21 protein-coding genes are annotated in these 24,112 nt (G+C 56.1%); 12 read left to right on the top strand and 9 right to left on the bottom strand.

The genetic code is table 11. From position 1 onward, the window contains the following. The first annotated feature begins 25 nt into the window (after nucleotides 1–25). Genes Q1A43_RS04925 through Q1A43_RS04915 form a run of 3 tightly spaced genes read left to right on the top strand, consistent with a single transcriptional unit; the run spans nucleotide 26 to nucleotide 4,100 of the window. Nucleotides 26–1,054 (top strand): cysteine synthase A, encoded by a 1,029-nt coding sequence (locus tag Q1A43_RS04925; RefSeq protein WP_299933132.1) that lies wholly within the window; start codon nucleotides 26–28, stop codon nucleotides 1,052–1,054. Next, nucleotides 1,051–3,387, top strand: coding sequence for a DUF3772 domain-containing protein (locus Q1A43_RS04920; protein ID WP_299933130.1), 2,337 nt, complete (start codon nucleotides 1,051–1,053; stop codon nucleotides 3,385–3,387). The genes Q1A43_RS04925 and Q1A43_RS04920 overlap by 4 nt, the downstream gene beginning before the upstream one ends. Further along, nucleotides 3,384–4,100, top strand: coding sequence for an alanyl-tRNA editing protein (locus Q1A43_RS04915; protein WP_299933128.1), 717 nt, complete (start codon nucleotides 3,384–3,386; stop codon nucleotides 4,098–4,100). The genes Q1A43_RS04920 and Q1A43_RS04915 overlap by 4 nt, the downstream gene beginning before the upstream one ends. A gap of 641 nt (nucleotides 4,101–4,741) precedes the next feature. Here the strand turns inward: Q1A43_RS04915 and Q1A43_RS04910 are convergent. The 6 genes from Q1A43_RS04910 to Q1A43_RS04885 all read right to left on the bottom strand — a co-directional run bounded on the left by Q1A43_RS04910 (nucleotide 4,742) and on the right by Q1A43_RS04885 (nucleotide 10,404). Continuing rightward, nucleotides 4,742–5,155, bottom strand: coding sequence for a Fur family transcriptional regulator (locus Q1A43_RS04910; RefSeq protein ID WP_299924816.1), 414 nt, complete (start codon nucleotides 5,153–5,155; stop codon nucleotides 4,742–4,744). A 94-nt stretch (nucleotides 5,156–5,249) separates the two neighbouring features. After that, a complete protein-coding gene (locus Q1A43_RS04905; protein ID WP_299933126.1) occupies nucleotides 5,250–6,083 on the bottom strand; it encodes a DUF533 domain-containing protein in 834 nt (277 codons plus the stop codon). A gap of 92 nt (nucleotides 6,084–6,175) precedes the next feature. Further along, complete coding sequence (locus Q1A43_RS04900; protein WP_299933517.1) at nucleotides 6,176–7,594, bottom strand: YdiU family protein; 1,419 nt, start codon at nucleotides 7,592–7,594, stop codon at nucleotides 6,176–6,178. Nucleotides 7,595–7,664: 70 nt separating this feature from the next. Further along, entirely contained in the window at nucleotides 7,665–8,111 is a 447-nt protein-coding gene (locus Q1A43_RS04895; RefSeq protein ID WP_299933124.1) for an N-acetyltransferase, read from the bottom strand. After that, nucleotides 8,108–9,058, bottom strand: a complete 951-nt coding sequence (locus Q1A43_RS04890; RefSeq protein WP_299933122.1) for a nucleoside hydrolase — start codon at nucleotides 9,056–9,058, stop codon at nucleotides 8,108–8,110. Before Q1A43_RS04890 ends, Q1A43_RS04895 begins: the two co-directional genes overlap by 4 nt. Before the next feature lie 398 nt (nucleotides 9,059–9,456). Then, the gene (locus tag Q1A43_RS04885) at nucleotides 9,457–10,404 is read right to left on the bottom strand and encodes a radical SAM protein (RefSeq protein WP_299933120.1); all 948 of its coding nucleotides are present in this window, start codon (nucleotides 10,402–10,404) and stop codon (nucleotides 9,457–9,459) included. Nucleotides 10,405–10,585: 181 nt separating this feature from the next. Between Q1A43_RS04885 and zwf the strand changes: the two genes are divergently transcribed. The 3 genes from zwf (at nucleotide 10,586) to pgi (ending at nucleotide 14,394) form a co-directional block, all read left to right on the top strand. Further along, entirely contained in the window at nucleotides 10,586–12,040 is a 1,455-nt protein-coding gene (gene zwf / locus Q1A43_RS04880; protein WP_299933118.1) for a glucose-6-phosphate dehydrogenase, read from the top strand. Between the two features lie 91 nt (nucleotides 12,041–12,131). Next, nucleotides 12,132–12,809, top strand: a complete 678-nt coding sequence (pgl, locus tag Q1A43_RS04875; RefSeq protein ID WP_299933117.1) for a 6-phosphogluconolactonase — start codon at nucleotides 12,132–12,134, stop codon at nucleotides 12,807–12,809. Nucleotides 12,810–12,813: 4 nt separating this feature from the next. Next, a complete protein-coding gene (gene pgi, locus Q1A43_RS04870) occupies nucleotides 12,814–14,394 on the top strand; it encodes a glucose-6-phosphate isomerase (protein WP_299933115.1) in 1,581 nt (526 codons plus the stop codon). A gap of 105 nt (nucleotides 14,395–14,499) precedes the next feature. Here the strand turns inward: pgi and Q1A43_RS04865 are convergent, their stop codons facing one another. Continuing rightward, a complete protein-coding gene (locus Q1A43_RS04865) occupies nucleotides 14,500–14,922 on the bottom strand; it encodes a cupin domain-containing protein (RefSeq protein WP_299933113.1) in 423 nt (140 codons plus the stop codon). 82 nt (nucleotides 14,923–15,004) lie between these two features. Here Q1A43_RS04865 and Q1A43_RS04860 point away from each other — a divergent pair, with 82 nt between their 5' ends. The 6 genes from Q1A43_RS04860 to Q1A43_RS04835 all read left to right on the top strand — a co-directional run bounded on the left by Q1A43_RS04860 (nucleotide 15,005) and on the right by Q1A43_RS04835 (nucleotide 20,274). Continuing rightward, nucleotides 15,005–15,628, top strand: coding sequence for a holin-associated N-acetylmuramidase (locus Q1A43_RS04860; protein WP_299924791.1), 624 nt, complete (start codon nucleotides 15,005–15,007; stop codon nucleotides 15,626–15,628). After that, complete coding sequence (locus Q1A43_RS04855) at nucleotides 15,619–16,170, top strand: holin family protein (RefSeq protein WP_299933111.1); 552 nt, start codon at nucleotides 15,619–15,621, stop codon at nucleotides 16,168–16,170. Before Q1A43_RS04860 ends, Q1A43_RS04855 begins: the two co-directional genes overlap by 10 nt. A 79-nt stretch (nucleotides 16,171–16,249) precedes the next feature. Further along, the gene (locus Q1A43_RS04850; protein WP_299924787.1) at nucleotides 16,250–18,220 is read left to right on the top strand and encodes a heme lyase CcmF/NrfE family subunit; all 1,971 of its coding nucleotides are present in this window, start codon (nucleotides 16,250–16,252) and stop codon (nucleotides 18,218–18,220) included. Next, nucleotides 18,217–18,684 carry a cytochrome c-type biogenesis protein gene (locus tag Q1A43_RS04845; RefSeq protein ID WP_299933109.1) on the top strand — a complete coding sequence of 156 codons (468 nt, stop codon included), beginning with the start codon at nucleotides 18,217–18,219 and terminating at the stop codon, nucleotides 18,682–18,684. The genes Q1A43_RS04850 and Q1A43_RS04845 overlap by 4 nt, the downstream gene beginning before the upstream one ends. 249 nt (nucleotides 18,685–18,933) lie before the next feature. Next, the gene (locus Q1A43_RS04840; protein ID WP_299933107.1) at nucleotides 18,934–19,428 is read left to right on the top strand and encodes a DUF2087 domain-containing protein; all 495 of its coding nucleotides are present in this window, start codon (nucleotides 18,934–18,936) and stop codon (nucleotides 19,426–19,428) included. A 69-nt stretch (nucleotides 19,429–19,497) separates the two neighbouring features. Beyond that, nucleotides 19,498–20,274, top strand: a complete 777-nt coding sequence (locus Q1A43_RS04835; RefSeq protein ID WP_299924781.1) for an enoyl-CoA hydratase-related protein — start codon at nucleotides 19,498–19,500, stop codon at nucleotides 20,272–20,274. 70 nt (nucleotides 20,275–20,344) lie between these two features. On the opposite strand, the gene Q1A43_RS04830 is transcribed toward Q1A43_RS04835, so the two are convergent. Continuing rightward, on the bottom strand, nucleotides 20,345–22,522 hold the full coding sequence (locus Q1A43_RS04830; RefSeq protein ID WP_299933105.1) for a hypothetical protein: 2,178 nt from the start codon (nucleotides 22,520–22,522) through the stop codon (nucleotides 20,345–20,347). Between the two features lie 257 nt (nucleotides 22,523–22,779). Beyond that, nucleotides 22,780–24,075: a citrate synthase gene (gene gltA, locus Q1A43_RS04825; RefSeq protein ID WP_299924777.1), complete on the bottom strand. Its 1,296-nt coding sequence runs from the start codon at nucleotides 24,073–24,075 to the stop codon at nucleotides 22,780–22,782. Nucleotides 24,076–24,112: the final 37 nt, after the last annotated feature.

Raw genomic sequence — 24,112 nt, 5'->3', positions numbered from 1 at the left:
GATAAACGCGACGAAAGGACTCGGAATGCGCATTGCCTCTGACTTGGCTCAGGCCATCGGAAACACCCCTCTTATCCGTCTGAACAAGGCGTCCGAAGAGACGGGATGTGAAATCTTGGGCAAGGCCGAGTTTATGAACCCCGGTCAATCGGTCAAAGACCGAGCCGCGCTCTACATCATTCGCGATGCGGTTGAAAAAGGCCTTTTGAAACCGGGCGGAACCATTGTCGAAGGCACAGCGGGCAATACCGGTATCGGTTTGGCGCTTGTTGGGGCATCGATGGGGTTCAAAACCGTGATTGTTATTCCTGAAACGCAAAGTCAGGAAAAGAAAGACATGTTGCGCCTTGCCGGTGCTGAGTTGGTTCAGGTGCCCGCCGCACCCTATGCCAACCCCAACAACTATGTCCGCTATTCTGGTCGCTTGGCCGAGCAGCTGGCCAAGACGGAACCAAATGGCGCGATCTGGGCCAATCAGTTTGATAATACTGCCAATCGACAGGCCCATGTTGAAACAACTGGTCCCGAAATCTGGGAACAGCTGGGCGGCAAGGTTGATGGCTTTGTCTGTGCGGTAGGATCTGGCGGAACACTGGCCGGTGTGGCCGAAGCGCTGCAACCCAAAGGCGTCAAAATCGCCTTGGCCGATCCCGAAGGCGCGGGCATGTTCAAGATTTATACCGGCGACGAAAACCCCGGAAATTCGATCACCGAAGGCATCGGGCAGGGCCGGGTCACCGCCAACCTCGAAGGGTTTACGCCGGACTTTTCCTATCGCATTCCAGATGCGGAATCCCTGCCTGTTGTCTTTGATCTTTTGGCAAACGAAGGTCTGTGCCTGGGTGGGTCGTCTGGCGTAAACGTGGCCGGTGCGCTTCGCATGGCCAAGGAAATGGGACCGGGACATACCATTGTGACCGTGCTGTGCGACTATGGCACACGCTATCAGTCGAAATTGTTCAACCCCGAATTTTTAAAGGATAAAGGCTTGCCGACGCCCCCATGGATGACCAAGGCTCCGGCGAGCATTCCAGGTGTATTTGAGGATTCATGACCCGATTGCTGCGTGGCTGCATTGCCGGGCTGTTTGCCCTTTTTGTGTTTCTGTCCCCAGTCTTGGCCCAAGACAGCGGCCCGGACTATACGACATGGGAACGGATCGCGTCTCAGGCTGAAACGGCGCTTGAGGCGGATCAGTCCACGGATGACCGGCTAGAGCAAATCCGTGCCCAAGTTGCGCAATGGCGCGATCAGTTTTTGGGCGCTCAAAGCGGCAATGATACACGCATAAAAACGGTGCAGTCGCAGCTAGACTCCCTTGGAGAACCACCTGCGGAAGGCGAAGAAGAAGCGCCAGAAATCAGCGAACGGCGCGCCGAGCTCAAAGAGCAACTGGCGCGGCTTTTGGCACCGGTCAAACAGGCCGAAGAGGCCTATACGCGCTCCAACGGCATCATCAGCGAAATCGATCGGACGATCCGCAACCGGCAGGCCAATGCCTTTTTGACCCTGGGTCCGTCGCCCCTAAACCCAACCCATTGGGGCCAGGCGATTGCGGATTTGCACAACTCTGTTTTGGCATCCATTCAAGAAGCACAACGCAAATGGTCGTCGCCGATCCTGCGCAAACGCGCTCAGGCCAATCTTCCTCTTGTACTGGGCTTGGCCTTTGTGGGCGGCATGTTGTTGTTGCGTGGGCGTGGCTGGGCGCGTCGTGCGTCACGCTCGTTCACCGAACGCGGTTCCAATAGCCGCAAAGTCATTCGTTTTTTTGTCTCATTGGGCCAAATCCTCTTACCGGTACTTGGTGTCTATTTGCTGACCCAAGCAGTTTTGGCACTCGGATTTGCCGGGCCTCGCTGGACGCTGTTTTGGGAAAACGTACCGATCTGGGCGGCAGGCATGTTGGGCATCCATTGGTTGGCTGACCAAGCCTTTCATGACGATGTCGATATCGCCGTCATGCCTCTTGCCCAAGAAGACCGTCAGCGTGCGCGGTGGATTTCCGACGTGCTGGCCATTTTGTTTGTGGCGCGGGGGTTTGTTAAAACCCTGACTGAATTCGATAATTACTCGCCTGAAACCCTCTCAGTTATCGAATTTCCGCTGATTGTTTTGACGGGGTATTTCCTGTTCAAACTTGGTCGTGTGCGCAATGACGCGGCGGTTGCCGGCACTTTGGCGGCGCGCAACGCGGATTCAGGTATCTATCGTTTGCGTCTGGCGCGGTTGCTTGGGCGGGCGTCGCTCATCATCGGTATACTTGGTCCGGTTCTAGCCGCCATCGGCTACACCAATGTTGGCGTCGGGATGGTTTACCCGGCTGTTGCGACCTTGGCGCTGATTGGGATCACCTTTGTTTTACAATCGTTTATTGGTGATCTGTCGGCTTTGATTGGTGGCAAAGAAGAGGAGGAGTCTGAAGGGCTTTTTCCGGTTCTTGCCGGTGTCGCATTGTTTATATTGTCGCTGCCAATTCTGGCGCTGATTTGGGGCGCGCGGAAATCTGATCTCACCGAAGTGTGGGCCCGTTTCCAAGAAGGGTTCCAAATCGGCGAAACCCGGATTTCACCCAGCGATTTCATGATCGTCATCATTCTCTTTGTGATTGGCTACATGATCACCCGCTTGATCCAAGGGGCGATGCGCAGTTCGGTTTTACCACGGACCAAGATCGATCAGGGCGGTCAAAACGCCATTGTCTCGGGCATTGGTTATATCGGTATTTTCGCTTCTGCCTTGATTGCGATTACGCTTGGCGGGCTTGATCTGTCCTCGCTGGCGATTGTGGCTGGTGCCCTGTCGGTTGGTATTGGTTTTGGCCTGCAAAACATCGTGTCAAACTTTGTGTCTGGGATTATCTTGTTGATTGAACGACCCATTTCCGAAGGGGATTGGATCGAGGTCAACGGGGTACACGGTACGGTGCGCGATATTTCAGTGCGTTCCACCAGGATCGAAACATTTGACCGGTTCGACATGATTGTTCCCAACGCCGATTTGGTGTCGGGGACAGTGTCAAACTACACCCGAGGCAATGTTTTGGGGCGCCTTATCGTGCCGGTCGGGGTCGCCTATGGCACCGATACCCGTCGGGTTGAAAAGATCTTGCTAACGATTGCGCGCGACCACGACATGGTTTTGATGAATCCGGCCCCATATGTGGTGTTCCGTGGCTTTGGCGCGGATTCGATGGATTTCGAAATCCGAGTGATTTTGCGGGATGTGAACAAAGGTCTGGGTGTGCGCACCGAGATCAACCATCAGATTGTTGAACGTTTCACCGAAGAAGGGATCGAAATTCCCTTTGCACAGCGCGATATTTGGTTACGCAATCCCGAAGCCTTGCGCGGGGAAACCCCACAAAAACCAGAGGATGAGACATGAGCGACCCCCTTTACCGTCAAGACGCCTATGCGCGGGATGTCTCTGGTGTTGTGATTGGGCACACGGATGAAGGCGGGATTCTTGTCGAGCCTGAGCTGTTTTATCCAACAGGTGGTGGCCAGCCAGGTGATAGCGGGTGGTTGGAATGGGACGGCAAGCGTTTGTCTATTGCGACCACTGTCAAAGGCGAAAATGGTGAGAGTGTCTTGGTCCCGGCTGAACCCGAGGCCCTGCCACCCAAGGGTGCGCATGTGGTGCAGGTGTTGGATTGGGAGCGGCGTCACAAGCATATGCGGGTGCATTCGGCGCTGCATTTGCTCAGCGTGATTGTGCCTTTGCCCGTCACCGGTGGCGCGATTGGGGCCGGGACCGGGCGGCTCGATTTCAAAATGCCCGAACCGCCCCAAGACGTGCAGGTGTTAGAAGATAGTTTGAACAAGCTTATTGATCGGGATTTGGAAGTCACCGAAGGTTGGATTTCCGACGAGGAGTTGAGCGCCAATCCGGGGCTGGTGAAAACCATGTCGGTGCAACCGCCACGAGGGGCCGGGCGCATTCGACTTGTGCGGATTGGAACCGGCACCGAACAAGTCGATCTGCAGCCCTGTGGCGGCACCCATGTGGCACGTACGGGGGAGATCGGAACTGTGCGGATCACCAAGGTACAGAACAAGGGCAAACAGAACCGGCGGATCAACATTTCTTTGGATTGATAGCTGATGCTTCGCGCGCGGTAAGGGTGTTAAAAGGGATGCTTCCGCATGCTTTTTGGGCGCGTTGAGAGGTGACGATTTATTTTTAGCGGGTTTGTTGGAGAGGTGTTGCAGGGGCTGCGCAGTTCACCAAAACAAAGCGCCTTTGTCTCAGTTCAACCGCTTAACTGATTGCGCCCTGACCTATCCCCGCCTCTGCGCCAAGGAAAATAGCCGTATCCCCTAAAGGGGCGCCACGGCGATTTTCATTGTCTCAGTTGCGTGGACAGGTCTTTTCGGGCTCAGGCAAGAGGTGGCTCCGAAACAAAGGCCCGAACACAGGCTTGGGTCAGATTCGGAGGCGCAGGGCGCGCCAAAGCTTGGGGAGCAGAATAAACCATTGGATGTAGCCGAGCAGGCATGTCGGAAGCCAAAACAGGAGAGTATAGCCCCATGGTTCGGTCAGGCCTGTGCCTATAAATGGATCGTAGAACGCGGCCGACAAAACGCTGAGTGGAAAGCTTATCCAGGCCATAAGAGCAACCGGGTAGAGATAGATTTCGCGTCGCAGCTGCGGTTCTGCGGTGGCCCAACCCCAATGAAAAAGGGCAACTGATACCAAACATAGCGCGAGGTAACAGATGTGCAGGAAGGCTTGTAGGTTAAGTCTTTTTAAGCGGAACACCGTAGAGTTCCAGCTTGTGGCCTTTGAGTTGATAGCCAAGCTTTTGGGCGATCTTTTCCTGAAGGGCTTCGATTTCTGGGTCGACAAATTCGATGACTTCGCCTGAATTCATATCGATTAGGTGATCGTGGTGTTCGCGTTCTGCGTCTTCATAGCGGGCGCGACCGTCGCCGAAATCGACACGTTCCAGAATACCGGCTTCTTCGAACAATTTTACCGTGCGATAGACCGTGGCGATTGAAATTCCGGAATCGCGGGCCGATGCGCGGGCATATAGCTCTTCGACATCCGGGTGGTCCTTGGACTCTTCAAGCACTTCGGCAATGGTGCGGCGTTGGCCGGTCATGCGCAGGCCCTTGGCGGCACAGCGATCTGTTATAGTGTCACTCATTGGCGAATGGCCCTGGCTTGTCGAAACTTTCGCCCCTGATAGGCAAACCTGCGTCTCAGGCCAAGACCAAAGACGCAGGCTGTGGATAACCGGATCAGTTGTAGAGCGGTTGCATGCCCATCTGCATGTGCAGCGTGTTTACGGAGCCTTCATCAAGCCCCATGGCCCGCGCCAGACGATCAAGATACTGCGCCTCGGCGGCGGTATCGACACGGATTGTCATCAGCGAGGCTGAATAAACTTGCATGCGCTGAGCTTCGGGCGTGTCCTTGGCCAGCGCTTCGGGATCAACGGCCGCTGTGAATTGCGCTTGAATAAACGCGATGTCTTCTTCGTCGGCGTCGTCACCGATGGTGTCCAGCAACTTGGCTTTTTCGGCCTCATCGATGTCACCGTCGCATTTCGCGGCCTGGATCATAGCGCGCAGCATCAACCCAGCGGCTTCTTCGGCCTGTGGGGCGCTGTCTTTGGTGTTGAAACTGTCGAGCAACCCGCCGAGACCTTGACCTTGGGCCGCGCCAGCCGCCGCTAACATCCCAGCGAGACCCGCACCGCCGCCAAGGCCCGACAACAAGCCGCCCTGCGCACCATCGCCGCCACCCATGAGCGAAGACATGTCAAAGCCGCCTTGCATCTTTTCCATCATCTCGGCCATCGGGTTGCCATCGCCGCCGCCCATCATAGCGCCAAGGCCGCCTTCTTGGAATTTGGCCATCATGTCCTGCATCGGGTTTCCGGCACCCTCTGGCATTTGACCCGAAAGCATCTGACCCATCTGGGCCTGCATTTCAGAGGCAGGTTCTTGACCTTTGACTTGGGCACCACCGCCCAACAGACCACCAAGACCACCGCCACCGGCTAGTTTGTCCACTCCGCGCGCGGTGGCATATCCGATGGCGACCTTGGCCAGCGTTCCCATAAGACCCATTGTTCAATCCTCTCGGTTTTATAATTTGGAACCAGAGTGACAGCTTGGGCGCAAATGGGTAGGGGGAAAAACCGCCAATGCGCGGATATGACTTAGGTCCCGCAAAACGTTGCTTTGACCACCTCGGACGGCTGTGGGGGGGCAGCAAGGTCACTTTCATCCGGTTGATCGTCAAACGGATTCGCAAGAACGCGGTTTAAGCGGTGGAACAGATCATCATCGCCGGCCACGGCCGCGTCGATCATTTGTTCGATCCGGTGATTGCGCGGAATAAAGGCCGGGTTGGCTTGTTTCATGATCGTATCAGGGGCTGTTTCCCTCTCGATCCGTGACTGCCAGCGGGCGCGCCAACTATCGAATGCAGCGCGATCCACGAATTGGTCGCGGCCGGTGTCATTGACCAAGGCACGGAAGGTATTGGTGAAATCGGCCTGATCTTTGTGCATCAAGATCAACAGGTCGGTAATCAGTGTTTCGTCGTCGGGAGCAGGGGAGGCAATGCCGATCTTTGCAGCAAATCGGGAGAGCCAATTGGCCCGGATCAACTCGGGCATCGCATTGATTTGCTTGGTGAACTGATCAACTGCCCTGTCTTGGTCAGGCATAAGCGGAATAATAGACGTTGCCAGTTGCGCCATGTTCCACGCGATAATATCGGCTTGCGCGCTATAGGCATAGCGCCCGCGTCGATCGATCGAGGAAAATACCCCATGCGCGTCAAACCCATCAAGAAAGGCGCAAGGACCATAGTCGATGGTTTCACCAGACAGGGTGCAATTGTCGGTGTTCATCACCCCATGGATAAAACCAAAAGACATCCAATGAGGGATCAAAGCGGCCTGTCGATCCATGACCATTTGCAAGAGGTCACTGGGGTCTTGGGCCTGTGGGTAATGACGATCGACGGTGTATTCAAATAGGGTTTTGAGCGCGTCCGTCTCGCCACGGGCGGCGAACACCTGAAAGGTGCCGACGCGGATATGGCTTTGGGCGACGCGGGTTAGCACGGCTCCGGGAAGCGGGCGGTCACGAATGACGTCCTGCCCGGTGCGCGTTGCGGCAAGCGCACGTGTCGTGGGCACGCCAAGCGCATGCATAGCTTCAGATACCACATATTCGCGCAAAACTGGACCAAGCCAAGCGCGCCCGTCACCACGGCGGCTATAGGGGGTTTGGCCCGACCCTTTGAGTTGAATGTCGCGGCGCAGGCCGTTTGGATTGACAACTTCGCCCAACAAGATTGCGCGCCCATCGCCAAGCTGCGGATTGTATTGTCCGAACTGGTGCCCTGCATAAAGCTGGGCAATCGGCTCGGCCCCTTGGGGAAGCATATTCCCAGCAAAGTAGGATGCCAGTTGGGGATCATCGGTGCCCGTGATCCCCAATTCCGCCGCTAAGTCGTGATTGAAGGCAATCAGACTTGGCGCTTGAACCGGGGTAGGTGGCTGATGGCTGTGGAACGGGTCCGGCAGCCGCGCATAGGAATTGTCAAAAGGGATGTGCAAGGTCATGGGTGTGGTCATGGCCAATAGATAGGGCAGGGATGTGCCTTTGTCAGGGGCCAACCACCAGAAAGACCAATCAAAGCTCTTTGCTCATCAACACATATTTGTCGCGTCTGGCAAAACGGGCGCGGGTGTAAAACCGCTGTGTGTTTTCGTCGTCGCGGTCAACTTCTAAATGCAATGCCCGCACGCCACCGTCTCCCAATGCCTTGGCGAGACCACTTAGCGCCTCGCTACCCATGCCGCGTTTGCGCACAGCTGGGCGGATGTACAGTTCATCGACAAAGGCATCCATACCGCCAAATTCCAGCGACCAGCCAAAGGTGATGGCGATATAGCCTACCGGGGCTTTGCGGGGGCCAATCATCCAGATCGCGCCGTGAGGCGAGCCTGATAACAAAGGGGCAACCGCGGCGGTTTGCTGTTCTTGGTTGGTTTCAAACCCCATTTCCGTATGAAAGGCGGCAATCAATGGCAAAAGCTTGGGCGCATCGTCTTCTGTTGCAAGCTGAAGAGATTTCATAGGCGGGCCAACCTTTCGGTGATCAGCGCAAAGAAACCGTCAGAATCGACATCGCCCATAAACGTGGCATTGGGCGCGCGGTCCGTAACGTTCCACCAATCGGCAACTGTCATGCCGCGGGTCAATTTTGACTGGGTTTCGATCTCGACATTGATATGACGGCCCGAAAATAGGTCGGGATTGATCAGGTAGGCCGTGACGCAAGGGTCATGCAACGGAGCCCCGGCCGAGCCGTATTTTTCCTTGTCAAACCGCTCAAAGAAATCGGTCATCTGCGCCGTTGCGATCCCGACGGGGGTATCAAGGGCGCGGAAGGCATCATTGCGCGGTTTGGTCACAAGGGCTTTGTGCGTCACATCCAACGGCATCACCGTGATGGGTGCACCGCATTTAAACACGATCTCGGCGGCTTCGGGATCAACATAGATGTTAAATTCAGCTGCGGGGGTGATGTTGCCGACCTCGAAATAGGCCCCACCCATCAATACGATTTCTTCAATCCTATCCGCAATATCTGGGGCGCGTTGTAGCGCCGTGGCGATATTGGTCAAAGGGCCAAGCGGGCAAAGCGTGACAGTTCCGGCGGGTTCCGCACGCAGCGTCTCAATGATGAAGTCAACGGCGTGTTTGTCCTGAACCGGCATGGTTGGCTCGGGCAGAGTGGGGCCATCGAGGCCTGTCTTGCCGTGCACATGTTCGGCCGTCACCAAAGTATGAGCCAAGGGGCGATCACAGCCCGCGTAGATCGCGACATCGGGCCGCCCGGCCAGTTCGCAAACCATGCGGGCATTGCGCGTTGTAAGCTCAAGCGGGACATTCCCGGCCACTGTTGTGATGCCCAAGATCGATAACTCTTGGGGAGATCCCAGAGCCAGAAGAATGGCGACGGCATCATCCTGTCCGGGGTCCGTATCAATGATGATGTTCTTCGCTGTCGTCGCGGCCATTCGGCATCTCCTTTAGGTGTGCGCAAGTGGTGACATGCGAAGGGAACAGGATCAAGCGCATGGGGGCCGACCTTGGAAATAAAGACGGATGTGATTCTACAACTTGCCCGTGCAACAAGCCTAACGGGGACGCTAAAAAGGGGAGGTGAAGGCGAAATTTCCCTTATACCGCTTGGTTTTAGGAGCTTTTCTCACAGATTTTTTTGTATAATCTGAGCCTATGAAAACAAGACTTATTACGTGTAAAAGCTGCAATCATAGAAATCGGTTTGGCGCTGGTACTTGCAGCTATTGCTTCAAACCAACAAGCTATTTGAACAGGATCTGGTTTGTTCCGTTTTTGGCAGCGATCGGTTGGCTGATCTTCTGGATGCTTTGGGTCTAGACCAGCGCTTAGCCTAGGCTGAACAGCTGGCCCCACCCAGCACACAGAACTTGGCACAATGTGGATGGTTCAAGGGCACGGCGCTTTCCGCGTCTTTCAATGTGTGTCCCATTTCAAACTGCGGATCATAGGGCAACAATGTACAGGCCAATACCGTTGGCTTTTGAGCCCCTTTGCGTTTGACCACCATGCGCGAAGACGCACACATGACGCTGTCGGGGGATTTGTTCAGTATTCCCCAACACTCCGTCGTGATTTCGGGCACATCCACGGTTTCATCCATCTCGGGGAACAACACAGTCGTGCCCGGATTCATGGCATCAATGTCAAACCCTTCTTGGGCAAATAGGGCGGCATACCCGGAGCGCGAATCTACGTCGCTTTCGTTCCACATGGTCCGCCCAGCAACGGCCATTGGGATGCCGGCATCGCGAAGCCAACGCATCCCCGTCAAGGTTTTCTCAAAGGTGCCTTTGCCGCGTTCTTCGTCATGAAATTCGGCGCTGTGGTGATCAACCGAAATACGCAGGGTCAATTTGCCGGGGAAGTCAGCATTCAATGCCTCTAGCCCGTCTTTGACGCGCCGCCGCATCATCGGCAGCATCGCATTGGTGAGGATCAGCACCTCATACCCGCGTTCCAAAGACACGCGCGCCATGTCGATCATCTGCGGATTCATAAAGGGCTCACCACCGGTAAAGGCGATTTCGCGCACTTGCCATTTACGCTCGTCCAATTGATCCAAGTAGTTGGTCACCTCATCGGCGGTGATGTAAACCAGCCGATCGTTTTCCGGTGAGCTTTCGATGTAGCAATTTGCACAGGTGATGTTGCACAACGTTCCCGTATTGAACCAAAGCGTCTGAGGATCACTTAGGGCAACACGTGCGCGCTTGTCCCCCTTGGCAGTGATGCCGGGGTGTTCGAATTTGCCCAGTTTGGCGTCAACATTGTCTTTCATGGTCGTCCTATGCGCGGTTTGAAACACACTTATGGCCTCTGCCAAGATGTGACCAGAGCATGAAGATTTCACTGACGCCATTGTGATGGATCAATTGGATGTTAGACTCCGGTGAAAAGATCAGTTAAACGCCCCGGTGAATGAACCCGTTAGCGCTAACGACCCAAAGAGAGGCCAAGCCATGGTATCACGCGTCATTCCGGTCGAGAATTTTGACCTTGTCATATTTGGAGGCACCGGCGATCTGGCTCGTCGAAAGATCCTTCCGGGGCTGTTTCGGCGGTATTGTTCCGGCCAAATCCCCGAAGACGCCCAGATTATTGGGGCTGCGCGCTCGGACGATGGCGACGATGGATTTCGTCAAATCGTCGGCGATGCGATCCGCGAATTTGGCGGAGGGCGCCATTGCGAGGATGGTACGCTTGAGAAATTCTTAGACCGAATCTTCTATGTGCGCGTCGACGCGATGGGCGACGATGGTTGGCTTGAGCTCAAGGAGCGGTTGCGCGATGGCGTCACCAAGGCATTCTATTTTTCGGTTGGGCCTAGCTTGTTTGGTGCCTTGGCCGAACGGTTGCGTGGATTTGGCCTTGCGGATGATGACAGCCGGGTTGTGGTCGAAAAACCCTTTGGTCACGATCTGGAAACCGCGCGGGCGTTGAACAAAACGCTGGCTCAGCATTTTGACGAGCATCAAATTTACCGGATCGACCATTATCTTGGTAAAGAAACGGTGCAGAACCTGATGGCGGTGCGCTTTGGCAATATGTTGTTTGAGCCGCTCTGGAATGCGCAATACGTCGATCATATTCAAATCACCGTGGCCGAAACCGTCGATGTGGGCGGTCGTGGTGGCTACTATGACAAATCTGGCGCGATGCGGGACATGGTGCAAAACCACCTGATGCAGCTGTTGTGCCTGATCGCAATGGAACCACCCGCCCGGTTTGAACCGGATTCGGTGCGTGACGAAAAGCTCAAAGTTATCCGTGCGCTAGACCCGGTTGACTATCACCACATTGCCCGCGGACAGTATTCGGCGGATGAACATCAGCCGGGCTATCGTGCCCATGTCGGCGATCCCCGCTCCAAAACCGAAAGCTTTGTGGCGCTGAAATGCCATATCTCCAACTGGCGATGGGCGGGCACGCCATTTTATCTGCGTACCGGTAAAAAGCTGCGCGGTCGTGGGTCTGAGATCGCTGTGGTGTTCAAAGACGCGCCGCATTCGATTTTTGGCGAAGAGGCCGGGCGTCATAGCAATGTCTTGGCCATTCGCCTACAACCGGATGAAGGCATGACCCTAGACGTAACCATCAAAGAGCCGGGACCCGGTGGGATGCGGCTTTTGGATGTGCCGTTGGATATGAGTTTCGCAGAAGCCTTGGGCGATGACGCGGAAGACGTGCCAGACGCCTATGAGCGCCTGATCATGGATGTGATCCGTGGCAACCAAACCCTGTTTATGCGCGGCGATGAGGTCGAGGCGGCTTGGGCTTGGACCGATCCGATCATTGAAGGCTGGAACCGTCGCGGCGAAGTGCCTAAACCCTATGATGCCGGGTCCTCGGGGCCGGAAGATGCGCTGATGCTGATGCATCGTGACGGGCGCAAGTGGCGGGAGATCAAAGCGTGATGCAGGGCATTTTGCGTTTTGCTAGGAAGAATATGTTGCCGCACGCGGGGGAACCCGCGGGAGACGGGCGCAAGTGGCGGGAGATCAAAGCGTGAGCTACGAATTCATCGAATACCCAGATCGCGATATGCTGGCTATTGATTTGGCCAACCAGCTGTCTGACGATTTGGAAGAAGCGCTGCATCACGAAGATCGCGTCGCAATGGCCGTGCCGGGGGGAACATCACCTGGGCCGGTTTTTGACGACCTGTGCGGATCGGACCTTGATTGGAGCCGCGTCGACGTTTTGCTAAGTGACGAGCGTTGGGTCCCCGAAGATCACGAACGGTCCAATACCCGGCTTTTGCGGCAACGTTTGTTGGTGAACCGTGCTGAAAAAGCCCGGCTTCTACCGATGTATGCCCCCAAACCGACCCCCGAAGAGGTGCTTCCCGAACTCGAAAGCATCATCGCGCCCGAGCTGCCCTTGGCGGTGGTTTTGTTGGGCATGGGTGAAGACATGCATACCGCGTCGCTGTTTCCAGAAGCGGACCGACTCGAAGAGGCGCTGCTTCCTGGCTCGCCAATTCTTGTGCCGATGCGTGCCCCCGGTGCGCCCGAACCCCGCATCACATTGTCGGCGCGGGTTCTTGATGGCGCGCTGCGCAAACATGTGTTGATCTTTGGGGTGGCCAAACGTGCCGCTCTTGAGAATGCGAGGGGCAAATCAATTTTTGAGGCCCCGATTAACGCCGTTCTAAACGGTGCCAAGGTTCATTGGGCGGAGTAAGCGAATGTGGATTGATTTGAAGAACCACGCCGGACGCGTTGCAGACCGGCGTATCGAAGACCTGTTCCAAGACCAAAGCCGTGCGGCAAACTTTAGCGCCACGGCCTTGGGCATGTTGTTCGATTTCTCCAAAACCCAGATCGATGGCGAGGTGATGGAGACGCTGATCGCCTTGGCCAAAGCGTCAGAGGTGGAAACCCGTCGCGACGCGATGTTTGCAGGCGAAAAGATCAACGAAACCGAAGGCCGGGCCGTGTTGCACACTGCGTTGCGTAACCTTGATGGTGGTGCCGTTTCGGTGGACGGGGCGGATGTGATGCCCGAGGTTTTGGCAACCTTGGACCGGATGGAGATCTTGGCGGAAGACATTCGCAAAGGCGAGATCACCGATGTTGTCAATATCGGTATTGGCGGCTCCGACCTTGGGCCGGTGATGGGGGTGCTGGCGCTGGCTCCATATCACGATGGCCCGCGTTGTCATTTTGTTTCCAACGTTGATGGGGCGGATATCGCCGATACGTTGCGTAGGTGTGACCCGGAAACGACGCTGTTTATCGTTGCGTCCAAGACCTTTACCACCATCGAGACCATGACAAACGCACGCACTGCCAAGGCGTGGCTTGCCGACAAAGGTGTGTCGTCCGACGGGCGCTTTGTGGCGCTTAGCACCAATGTTCCGGCGGCCGGGGCCTTTGGCATTCCGGCGGAACGGGTGTTTGGGTTTGAGGATTGGGTTGGCGGTCGCTACTCGATGTGGGGGCCGATTGGCCTGTCGCTGATGATTGCCATCGGCGGGGATGCGTTCCGGGCGTTTTTGCGCGGTGGTCAGGCCATGGATCGACATTTCCAACAGGCCAATCTGTCCGAAAACCTGCCGGTTTTGTTGGCTTTGGTCGGGATTTGGCACAATCAAGGCATGGGCTATGCCAGTCGCGCCGTCCTTCCCTATGACAACCGTTTGATGCGTCTTCCAGCCTATCTCCAACAGTTGGAAATGGAGAGCAACGGCAAAGGCGTCGCCATGGATGGCACGGACTTGCCGGTGCAATCCGGGCCCGTTGTGTGGGGGGAACCCGGCACCAATGGACAACACGCGTTTTATCAGTTGATCCACCAAGGGACGGCTGTTGTGCCCTGCGAGTTTTTGGTGGCTGCCGAAGGGCATGAGGATGATCTAAAACATCATCATCAACTGTTGGTTGCCAATTGTTTGGCCCAATCCGAAGCTTTGATGCGCGGCCGGTCCTTGGAAGACGCCCGTGCCAAAGTCGCGGATAAATTTGAAGGGGATGAGCTTGAGCGCCAAGCGCGCCACCGCGTGTTCCCCGGCAACCGCCCGTCGACCACTTTGATTTACGAAAAGCTGGACCCGGAAACTTTGGGCAAAATCATAGCGCTATACGAACACCGGGTGTTTGTCGAAGGGGTGATCTTGGGCATCAACTCTTATGACCAATGGGGTGTCGAGCTTGGCAAAGAGCTGGCCACGGCTTTGGGGCCTTTGGTTACTGGTGACGCGCCGGTTGAGGACAAAGATGGATCAACGGTGCAGCTGTTGAGCTTTGTTCATCGCCATAGCGCGTAAAGCATCGGGGGAGAGGCGGGGCGCTGCCCCGTCTCGAGGCAAGCTCGAGACTCCCCGGGATGTTTTTGGAACGAAGAAGACCCGAGGCCGGTTGTTGGCCTTGGGTTATTTTATGTCAAAACCCGGTGGAGCGAGGTCAAAGCCTGCGAATTGAAACGCCGGGCTGACTGTGCAACCGACCAAGGTCCAATCGCCTGTCGTGCGTGCGGCTTGCCAATGGTCCTTGGGGACAATGAGTTGCGGGTTTTGACCGGCCAATAGATCGGGGCCCAAGACGTGATCCTTGCGGGGGCCGGTATCGGTGTCGGCCATGGATAGGATCAAAGGGGCCCCGGCGTAGTAGTGCCAGATTTCCACCGCATCAACGCGGTGCCAATGGCTGCTTTCCCCTGATTTCAGCAAGAAATAGATGCAGGTTCCGGCGGGGCGTTCCCCGTCGGCCGCATTGGCGATCCATGTCTGGCGATAGTGCCCGCCCTCGGGATGGGGGGCCAATTGCAATTGGGCGATTATCTCGTCTGCCGTCATGACCGTACGGTCCTCTCAAGGTTGGTTAACAAACCGGGCGCACCCTGACGCCGTCAATAACCGCTTCGAGCAGGAGGCACAAATGGCGGCAATTCAAAACGGCATTCGGCATATGGCCGAGCAAATCGTGGCCCGCGAGGGTGGCTATGTGAACGATCCCGACGATCCGGGTGGCGCGACAAAATATGGGGTGACCATCCATACAATGCGCCGCCTTGGCCTTGATATGGACAAGGATGGTCAAATCACAGCCGAAGATGTGAAACGGTTGAGCCGCAACAAAGCGGTCGAAATCTTTTTGCAGCATTATTTCTTGCGTCCACGCATTGCTGAGCTTCCGCAGGCTTTGCATGAAACCGTGTTCGATATGTATGTGAATGCGGGCGGCAATGCGGTGAAGATTTTGCAGCGTTTGTTGCGACAGATGGGCGAAGAGGTCAGCGTTGATGGCGCGATTGGTCCGCAAACCATTGCGGCCTGCGCACGCGCCTATGCCAAGGCCCCCGATCACCTTGCCGATGCCTATGGCATAGAACGGCGCAACTACTATTTCAACATTGCGGATCGACGCCCCGCCAGCCGAAAATATGCCCGGACGCGGGCCGGCGGCAAAGGCGGTTGGATCAAACGGGCCGAAGAGTTTATCTCGGCGCGCTACCATTTGACGGATGCGCAATTTGCGCAGCGGGTGGCGTCATGGGGTTGATCGAACGCATTTTGGGTGTGGTGTTTGGCGGTGGGCGCAATGTCGTTGCCGAAACCGCAGAAGTGTTTCGCGTCAATGCCGAGGCGGATGCGGCGCGGGATCATGATTTGCGCAGCGCTGCGCTTACGCAGTTTGGGCATGAGTTTGCCGTTGTGCGGCGCGGGTGGTTTGATCGTTTTATGGACGCGATGAACCGGGTTCCGCGTCCGGCGATGGCCTTGGGAACGATGGGGTTGTTCGTTGCGGCGATGGTTGATCCGGTGTGGTTTGCCGCCCGTATGGCCGGGATCGCCTTGGTGCCCGAGCCGCTTTGGTGGCTCTTGGGGGCAATTGTCAGTTTCTATTTTGGTGCCCGACATCAGGCCAAAGGCCAAGAGTTTCAGCGCGATTTGGCCGCAACCATGGCCGCGGTTCCGCAGGTTGTGAAAACGGTGCGTGATGTTCACGCGCTGCGCGATGTGACGCCAGATGAGGCCGAAGAGCAGGGCGAAAGCTTTGCTGACAACCCGGCTTTGGCCGCTTGGGATGCAGAGCGTCGGTGACCCAACACGCGACAAAGTGAACAAGGGGTCCTGACATAAGTCATTGGACGACGGAATCGATGCGCGTATAACCACGCCTATGATTACAGAGCTTGGCCACTTCACCCTGATCCTCGCCTTTATGGTCGCCATCGTGCAAGCGGTGGTGCCATTGATCGGCGCCCATAAACGTCTGCCCGGCTGGATGGCCGTCGCGGAACCTGCTGCTACCACACAGTTTGTGTTGGTAGCAGCTTCCTTTGCAGCCCTGACATATGCCTTTGTTGTTTCCGACTTTTCGGTGCAATTGGTCTATCTCAATAGCCATTCCAGCAAACCAATGTTGTATAAAATCAGCGGCGTTTGGGGGAATCACGAAGGCTCCATGTTGCTATGGGTCTTCATCCTTGCGCTGTTTGGCGCGATGGCGGCCTGGTTTGGCGACAACCTGCCACCCACTTTGCGCGCCCGCGTCCTTAGTGTTCAGGCGGCGGTTGGCGTGGCGTTCTACGCCTTTATCCTTTTCACATCGAACCCGTTCTTGCGGTTGGATGTGGTGCCGATGAACGGGCAGGATTTGAACCCGCTGTTGCAGGACCCCGGTCTCGCCTTTCACCCACCGTTTTTGTATCTCGGCTACGTTGGCCTTAGCATCTGCTTCAGCTTTGCTGTGGCCGCTCTGATCGAGGGGCGCGTTGATGCGGCTTGGGGGCGCTGGGTGCGGCCTTGGACGTTGATCTCATGGGTTTTCCTAACCATCGGTATCGCGCTTGGGTCTTGGTGGGCCTATTACGAACTTGGCTGGGGCGGTTTCTGGTTCTGGGATCCGGTTGAAAACGCCTCGTTCATGCCATGGCTCTTTGCGGCGGCTCTCTTGCACTCGGCCATTGTGGTTGAAAAGCGTGAGGCGCTCAAAAGCTGGACCATCCTTTTGGCCATCATGGCGTTTAGCTTCTCACTTATCGGGACGTTTATCGTGCGCTCGGGTGTTTTGACCTCGGTCCACGCCTTTGCCACCGATCCGGAGCGCGGCGTGTTCATTTTGGCCATTCTGGTGTTCTTTACCGGCGGGGCGCTAACCCTATTTGCCGGGCGGGCTAATGCGATGCAGGCCAAAGGCGTCTTTGGCGTGGTCAGCCGCGAAAGCGCGCTTGTTGCCAATAACATCCTGCTGGCTGTGGCCAGTTTGGTTGTCTTTGTCGGGACCATGTGGCCGCTGGTGGCGGAAATGGCCTTTGATCGTAAGCTTTCGGTTGGAGCGCCGTTCTTCAACATGGCCTTCACACCGTTCATGGTCATCCTCGGTCTGATTTTGCCGATTGGCGCGATGCTGAGCTGGAAGCGGGGGCGTGCTGATCGCGTGATCAAGCAACTTGTCCCGGCCTTTATGCTTGCGCTGGCGCTTGGCGGTTTGGTTTGGGCGATGCAAACCGGCAAATCCATGCTGGGTCCTGTTGGTGTCTTCCTTGGCGCTTGGCTTGTTTCTGGCGCGACGATTGACCTTCTAAGCAAGATTGGCAAAACTCGTGATTATTCGCGCTTGTTGCGCCTGCCGCGTGCCGATTGGGGCAAGGCGGTTGCGCATGGCGGTCTTGGGATCACTATGCTGGGCATCGCTGGTTTGATGGCCTGGGAAGAGGAGCGCGTTCTGGTTGCCCAGATCGACGAACCTTTCACCGTTGGTCAGTTTGAGTTCATCTTGCGCGGTGTCGATACCGTTCAAGGGCCAAACTACATGTCGGATATGGCCGAAGTCAGCGTTCTGAAAGGCGGGCAAGAGATTGTGCGCGTCTATCCAGAAAAGCGCAGCTATCCGGTTCAGCAGATGCCAACCACCGAGGCGGCGATTGATTACCGGTTTCTGCGCGACGTCTATGTTGTGATCGGCGACGCGCAAGCCGATGGCGGCTATGTCATGCGGATCTATATCAAACCGCTGGCCAACTGGATTTGGGCGGGTTGTATTCTGATGTCACTTGGTGGGCTGCTAAGCCTGTCTGATCGTCGCTATCGTGTTGCCGCAGGTGCGCGCAAAAAGGCGGCGGTGATCAAGGGGGTTCCGGCGGAATGAAACTGCTCAAGACTTTGATTGCGGCGCTGATGTTGGCGTTTGTGTCTCTTCCGGCTGCGGCTGTGCAACCGGATGAGATGCTTGCCGATCCGGCGTTAGAGCAACGGGCACGCGACATTTCGGCAGGGCTGCGATGCCTTGTGTGTCAGAACGAAAGCATTGATGAATCAAACGCCTCATTGGCGCGTGATTTGCGGCTTTTGGTGCGCGAACGGATCATGGCGGGCGACAATAACGACGAAGTTGTTGACTATGTTGTGGCCCGTTATGGCGAGTTTGTGTTGCTGCAACCCACCACAGGCGGCTGGAACTGGCTTCTGTGGGCGACGGGGCCTTTGGGGTTGCTCTTCGCCTTGGTTGTGGCGGCGTTTTACCTGCGGGGCCGTGCACAGGCGCCGGCGAAAGCCAGTGAAGGGTTAAGCTCCGAGGAACAGGCCCGTCTTGACGAGATCATGAAGGGGTAGGGGCGCTGCCCCGCCTCGAGCTTTGCTCGAGCCTCCTCGGGATATTTGGGGAAAGAAGAAGCATGGGCGTTGACGCAAGGGTGTCAGCACGGTAGCCAAACGGTAGGGTGACAGGATCCCTAGGCTCCGCCATGCGCTAAACCTGTTGTCGACTTTCAGTGATCTGCCTTTTTTCAGGCGATACCTCTGGACAAGGGCGGACCTCCTAACCACCTTTGGTGGTGCGGTATCGTCAGAACGGAGGGACAGATGACCCGTGAGACGATTTCGCTTGAGATCAAAGATCTTAAGCAATTTGCCAAGGCGCTGCGCGCCGAACTTCCTAACACCCCGAGCCATGTTGAGACATTGGGCCTTGTTGCGCGTGCGGCCGGGTATCGGAATTTTCAACATCTTAGGGCGCAAAACACCCCCAAGCCGGTCGCCGATGACAAGCTTGTGGCGCGGGCGCTTGAGCATTTTGACGACAAGGGGCAGCTTAAACGATGGCCGGGGAAAACCCGCATTCAAGGGCTGTGCCTTTGGGTCTTGTGGGCCCGTTTGCCTGCGCGTCAGACGCTGACAGAACGCGACATAAGCGGTTTGATTGATGCGATGACCCTTTTTCGCGATGCTGCCCAGATCAGGCGCGGGATGATTGAACACGCCATGCTAACCCGCAACCTTGATGGGTCAGCCTATGAGCGCGTGGAGCAATTGCCACCGCCCGAGGCCTTGGCCCTTATTGCGAAGCTGGCCCCGTGACGCGGGGTTTCGCTTTGCCATTCCGGCGTCATCGGTATTTGATGCGCGCAACAGGTTAACGGAGTTCCCATGAAATACGACACGATCACCTATGTGGTAGAAGACGACATCGCCACAATCGCGATCAATCGCCCCGATGTGATGAACGCGCTGAACACGCAGATGCGCGCGGAATTGGCCGACGCCTTTACCCGTGGCGGCAAAGAGGCGCGTGTGGTGGTTTTGACCGGCAACGGCAAAGCGTTTTGTTCCGGTCAGGATTTGGGGGATGGCAAGAACATTGCCCAGCTTGATTTGCAGCGTACGTTGAATGACGAATATGTGCCGATGTTGCGCGCGATCTATGAATGCCCGGTGCCGACAATTGCCGCGGTCAACGGCGCGGCGGCGGGAGCCGGGGCCAATCTTGCGCTGGCGGCGGATGTGGTGATTGCCACCGAAAGCGCCTATTTTCTTCAGGCATTTAGCAAGATTGGGCTGATCCCGGATGCGGGTGGCACATGGTTTTTGCCGCGTCAGATCGGGCTGGCCAAAGCGATGGGCAAGGCGCTCTTCGCCGAAAAGATCAGCGCGCGGCAGGCGGATGAATGGGGCATGATCTGGGAAGCGGTTCCCGATGGCGAGTTTGAGATCATCTGGAAAGCCCGCGCCGCCCATTTGGCCCATGGTCCAACGCTGGCCTATGCGCGGATCAAACAAGCGATGCGCGCATCTTATGACAACACGCTTGAGGATCAACTGGCGCTTGAGGCGAGCCTGCAAGGGCAATGCGGCAAATCCCGCGACTTTATGGAAGGGGTCATGGCGTTTTTGGATAAACGCAAGCCCGACTACGAGGGGCGCTAAACCTCGGGCTTTTCACATAGCAAAGGGCGCGGAGTTATCCGCGCCCTTTTTGTTCGTGAGTGGTCTTGGTTTAAATGTAGTCATCCGCTGCACTTGCCGGATCAGCAGCAGGGTCAGCGTCATCCGCTTCATCATTTGGATCAAGCGGATCTGGGTCTTTCATCAGATCATCGTAGGTGACCAAATACTGACCGCAATCCGCACCCATATCATCGGGCGTGGCATAGCAAAGGTCATCCACCGCGCCGGACCCGGCAAGATTGACCTGCATTGACGACACGCCATCGACGGAAATGTCGATGGTTTGCAAGGAGTTGTCGCCAATACCGGGAATGGCGACTGAGTCGAGCAGCTCACCTTCGGCATCAAAGAGATCAATCGACCCGCCGTCTTCTTCGACATCCAGAACATTGAGGCTCACAACGTCGCTTGGCACGTCAAAATCAAAGGTGATGGTGCCGCCACCGGCATTGTCATCGGCATCCGAAGCATCGTTGTCTTCGGAAATGATGATTGCATTGCCTTGATCGTCATAGGCCAGATCGCTGTCGCCACCGGTCGGGTTGGCGGTGTCAAAGATCATCGCATCGTTTTCACTTGCGGCATCATCCCCGGCGCGTTGTGCCGTGACGCTAAAGCCATCAAATTGCAGCGCGGCGGTGTCACCCGATGCAGCTCCGTCAAAGCCTTCACAGGTCTCGTCGGCGTGCTCACCGTCGGTGGTTTCGGTGACGCGTACCTCAAGATTGTCGACGCGCAAGATTTCGTTGTTCGCCGAAATGTCAGAAACCAGACGGAATTGAACATTCTCGCTCGCCCCATCCAGAACGCCGCCGGAATAGTTGAGCGTGGTCATGTCGCCATCAAAGGTCTGACCTGTTTGATCGCCAACCATAGCGGTGCCGGCATCATTGACGCGGAATTCATCAAGCAGAACCCAATCGCCACCGTCAATCTGGGCTTCGACCCGCAAACTATCGGCATAGTGGCCGCTGTTCTCGAAACTGTCGATGTTAACGGCCTGAGCATCAAGGCTGAACTCGACCGGGCCATCGGTTGCAACTTCGGCCAACTCAACACGGCCGTCATTGTGACCATTGGTGAACAACGCCTCTTGTTCCACATTCCAACGATCGCTGTGAACGATAGCGTCCGAGCTTTCGGGCGTGTCATCGCCAACAAAGTCCTCGCTTAGTGCGGTGACCATGACCGAGCTGTCGCCAGTGGACGGAACATCGACCGCTTCGGTGGTGGTGACTTGAATGTCATCGAGGAAGATTTTTTCGTTGCAGGCCGAAATGTCGGACACGATGCGGAATTCTGCTGTGCCATCAACGTTGTCGAGCACACCGCCGGAATAGGTCAGAGTGCTGCCGTCAGAGCCAAAAGTTTGGCCGGATTGATCGCCTACGAGGGCAGTACCGGCGTCATTGACCATAAAGGTGTCCAAGGTCTGCCATTCGCCATTGTCGAGGCGCACTTGCACCTCAAGGCTATCGGCATAGCGGCCAGAGTTTTCAAAGGCCTCGGTGTTATTGGCGCGGGCGTCAAAGCTAAACGTCACTGGGCCGTCGCTCTCGACCGCAGCCAATTGCAGATCGCCATCCCAATAGCCGTTGGTCATCAGCTCGCCATAGACGGCCTTGAAGTCGTTTTCGACAACATTGTCATTGGTTTGACCGCGACCACAGCCCGCGGCGATGTCGTCCATGTCTTCGTCAATCGCCGTGACGGTTTCGTAAACCGTCGTGGTGTCATCGCCCGAGTTGCCGGTGCCACCGGTGAGGGCAAGGCCCGCGCCATTGTCACTATTTACAACGGCGGTGAGATTGCTGAGGTCGATGCTATCTGCGGTGAGGTTGGAATCGCCGCCATCTATGTAGAAGGTTAGGGTTGCTTCGTCGACGTCACCGCCCGAGGTCCACGGCACGGTGCCAAATTCCAGACGCACGTCATAGGGTTCTTGGATCTGCGCACCGTTGTCCAACTGGTTCATGGTGCCGGAGGCGACGGTATATCCGGTGACGTTTTCACCGTTGGAGCCAACATTTTCGTCAAAGTCGGGGTAGATCGTCAGAGCAGAGGCATCGACATCATCGGCAAGGTTAAAGAACAAACCGTCAAGGTCGGTGGTTTCCGGGTTTTCGGTGACCACGCGCATGAACAGGTTGCCATCATCTTCGATAATCGTGACGCGAACCTGAGGGTCGCAACCCAGTAAAACTTCGGTTGGGGTGGATGTGGCCATGGGGAGCTCCTGCGCAATCGGCAAACTGTAAAAATTTGACCAATTCATGCCGAAATCTGTTCGAAATTGCGCGGGTTTTAGCGGAAACAATGCGTTTCGGCCTTATCGCTGCCACATTTGGCAATGTATGCGCTAGATGCTGGGAACAATGGCCAGCCTGCCTAAAAACTGTTTCCATAAAAATTGACGGAAACAAGGCACGAAAAAACCCGGCTTTGGGAAAAGCCGGGTTCCTGAATTTCTGATTCGAGTGCCGCTTAGCGGGTTTCAATATCCGAATAGTCGCGCTCGGTCTCACCGAGGTACAACTGACGTGGACGGCCAATTTTATGTGCCGGATCAGACAGCTGCTCTTTCCACTGCGAAATCCAACCAACGGTGCGCGACAGCGCAAAGATCGGTGTGAACATCGAAGTGGGGAAGCCCATCGCTTCGAGGATGATGCCCGAATAGAAGTCGACATTCGGGAACAGCTTTTTGTCAGCAAAGTAGGGATCGGCTAGCGCCGCTTCTTCCAGTGCTTTGGCGGTTGCCAAAATTGGGTTGTTTTCAACGCCGAGCAAATCAAGAACTTCGTCAGCGGACTGTTTCATCACAGTCGCGCGTGGGTCAAAGTTTTTGTAAACGCGGTGTCCAAAGCCCATCAGACGGAACGGATCGTTCTTGTCTTTGGCGCGGGCGATGTATTCCGGAATATTCTCGGGTGACCCGATTTCCTTGAGCATTTCAAGGCAAGCTTGGTTTGCGCCACCATGAGAGGGGCCCCAGAGACAGGCAATACCAGCGGCAATACATGCAAATGGGTTGGCACCAGAAGACGAAGCCAAACGCACGGTTGATGTCGAGGCGTTTTGCTCGTGATCGGCGTGCAGAGTAAAGATGCGGTCCATGGCACGGGCCAGGATCGGATTAACGTTATATTCTTCGGCGGGAACCGCGAAACACATGTGCAAGAAGTTGGCCGCGTAATCGAGGTCATTGCGTGGATACACGAAAGGCTGACCGATCGAGTATTTGTACGCCATGGCCGCGATTGTGGGCATTTTGGCGATCAAACGATGCGACGCGATCTCACGCTGGCGCGGATCGGCAATATCGGTGCTGTCGTGGTAGAAGGCCGACATCGCGCCGACCACACCCACCATGGTTGCCATCGGATGCGCATCGCGGCGGAAACCACGGAAGAAGTTGTGCATCTGTTCGTGGATCATGGTGTGGTTGGTGATGGTGGTTTCGAACTTTTCCAGTTCGGCAGCCGTCGGCAATTCACCGTAAAGCAGCAGGAAACACACTTCTAGATAATGCGATTTACCGGCCAGCTGGTCGATAGGGTAACCACGATGTAGCAATTCGCCCTTGCCGCCATCAATAAAGGTGATGGTGCTGTCACAGCTCGCGGTCGAGGTGAAGCCGGGATCGTAGGTGAAAACGCCCGCTTGGGCATACAATTTACGGATATCAAGCACATCCGGGCCAGCCGTCGGCGAGTGGATTGGCAGGTCGTAGGACTGCCCATCAATTGTCAGCGTCGCGGTTTTGGTCGTATCAGCCATGCGTGTTTTCCCTTGTTCTCGAACGTAAGCGGGCCAC

The sequence above is a fragment of the uncultured Pelagimonas sp. genome, from assembly GCF_947498515.1.
GTDB lineage: Bacteria > Pseudomonadota > Alphaproteobacteria > Rhodobacterales > Rhodobacteraceae > Pelagimonas.
The sequence above is the reverse complement of the archived record's forward strand: the minus strand, read 5'-3'. Positions and strand labels throughout refer to the sequence as shown.

Excerpts from the sequence above, each read along its gene's own strand:
- Q1A43_RS04840 (WP_299933107.1), top strand. The coding sequence starts at position 18,934 with ATGACCCGTGAGACGATTTCGCTTGAGATCAAAGATCTTAAGCAATTT.
- Q1A43_RS04900 (WP_299933517.1), bottom strand. The coding sequence starts at position 7,594 with ATGACCTTGCACATCCCTTTTGACAATTCCTATGCGCGGCTGCCGGAC.
- Q1A43_RS04885 (WP_299933120.1), bottom strand. The coding sequence starts at position 10,404 with ATGAAAGACAATGTTGACGCCAAACTGGGCAAATTCGAACACCCCGGC.
- Q1A43_RS04850 (WP_299924787.1), top strand. The coding sequence starts at position 16,250 with ATGATTACAGAGCTTGGCCACTTCACCCTGATCCTCGCCTTTATGGTC.
- Q1A43_RS04895 (WP_299933124.1), bottom strand. The coding sequence starts at position 8,111 with ATGAAATCTCTTCAGCTTGCAACAGAAGACGATGCGCCCAAGCTTTTG.
- Q1A43_RS04890 (WP_299933122.1), bottom strand. The coding sequence starts at position 9,058 with ATGGCCGCGACGACAGCGAAGAACATCATCATTGATACGGACCCCGGA.
- Q1A43_RS04865 (WP_299933113.1), bottom strand. The coding sequence starts at position 14,922 with ATGACGGCAGACGAGATAATCGCCCAATTGCAATTGGCCCCCCATCCC.
- Q1A43_RS04910 (WP_299924816.1), bottom strand. The coding sequence starts at position 5,155 with ATGAGTGACACTATAACAGATCGCTGTGCCGCCAAGGGCCTGCGCATG.
- Q1A43_RS04845 (WP_299933109.1), top strand. The coding sequence starts at position 18,217 with ATGAAACTGCTCAAGACTTTGATTGCGGCGCTGATGTTGGCGTTTGTG.
- Q1A43_RS04835 (WP_299924781.1), top strand. The coding sequence starts at position 19,498 with ATGAAATACGACACGATCACCTATGTGGTAGAAGACGACATCGCCACA.
- Q1A43_RS04905 (WP_299933126.1), bottom strand. The coding sequence starts at position 6,083 with ATGGGTCTTATGGGAACGCTGGCCAAGGTCGCCATCGGATATGCCACC.
- Q1A43_RS04860 (WP_299924791.1), top strand. The coding sequence starts at position 15,005 with ATGGCGGCAATTCAAAACGGCATTCGGCATATGGCCGAGCAAATCGTG.
- Q1A43_RS04925 (WP_299933132.1), top strand. The coding sequence starts at position 26 with ATGCGCATTGCCTCTGACTTGGCTCAGGCCATCGGAAACACCCCTCTT.
- Q1A43_RS04920 (WP_299933130.1), top strand. The coding sequence starts at position 1,051 with ATGACCCGATTGCTGCGTGGCTGCATTGCCGGGCTGTTTGCCCTTTTT.
- Q1A43_RS04855 (WP_299933111.1), top strand. The coding sequence starts at position 15,619 with ATGGGGTTGATCGAACGCATTTTGGGTGTGGTGTTTGGCGGTGGGCGC.
- Q1A43_RS04915 (WP_299933128.1), top strand. The coding sequence starts at position 3,384 with ATGAGCGACCCCCTTTACCGTCAAGACGCCTATGCGCGGGATGTCTCT.
- Q1A43_RS04830 (WP_299933105.1), bottom strand. The coding sequence starts at position 22,522 with ATGGCCACATCCACCCCAACCGAAGTTTTACTGGGTTGCGACCCTCAG.
- gltA (WP_299924777.1), bottom strand. The coding sequence starts at position 24,075 with ATGGCTGATACGACCAAAACCGCGACGCTGACAATTGATGGGCAGTCC.
- pgi (WP_299933115.1), top strand. The coding sequence starts at position 12,814 with ATGTGGATTGATTTGAAGAACCACGCCGGACGCGTTGCAGACCGGCGT.
- zwf (WP_299933118.1), top strand. The coding sequence starts at position 10,586 with ATGGTATCACGCGTCATTCCGGTCGAGAATTTTGACCTTGTCATATTT.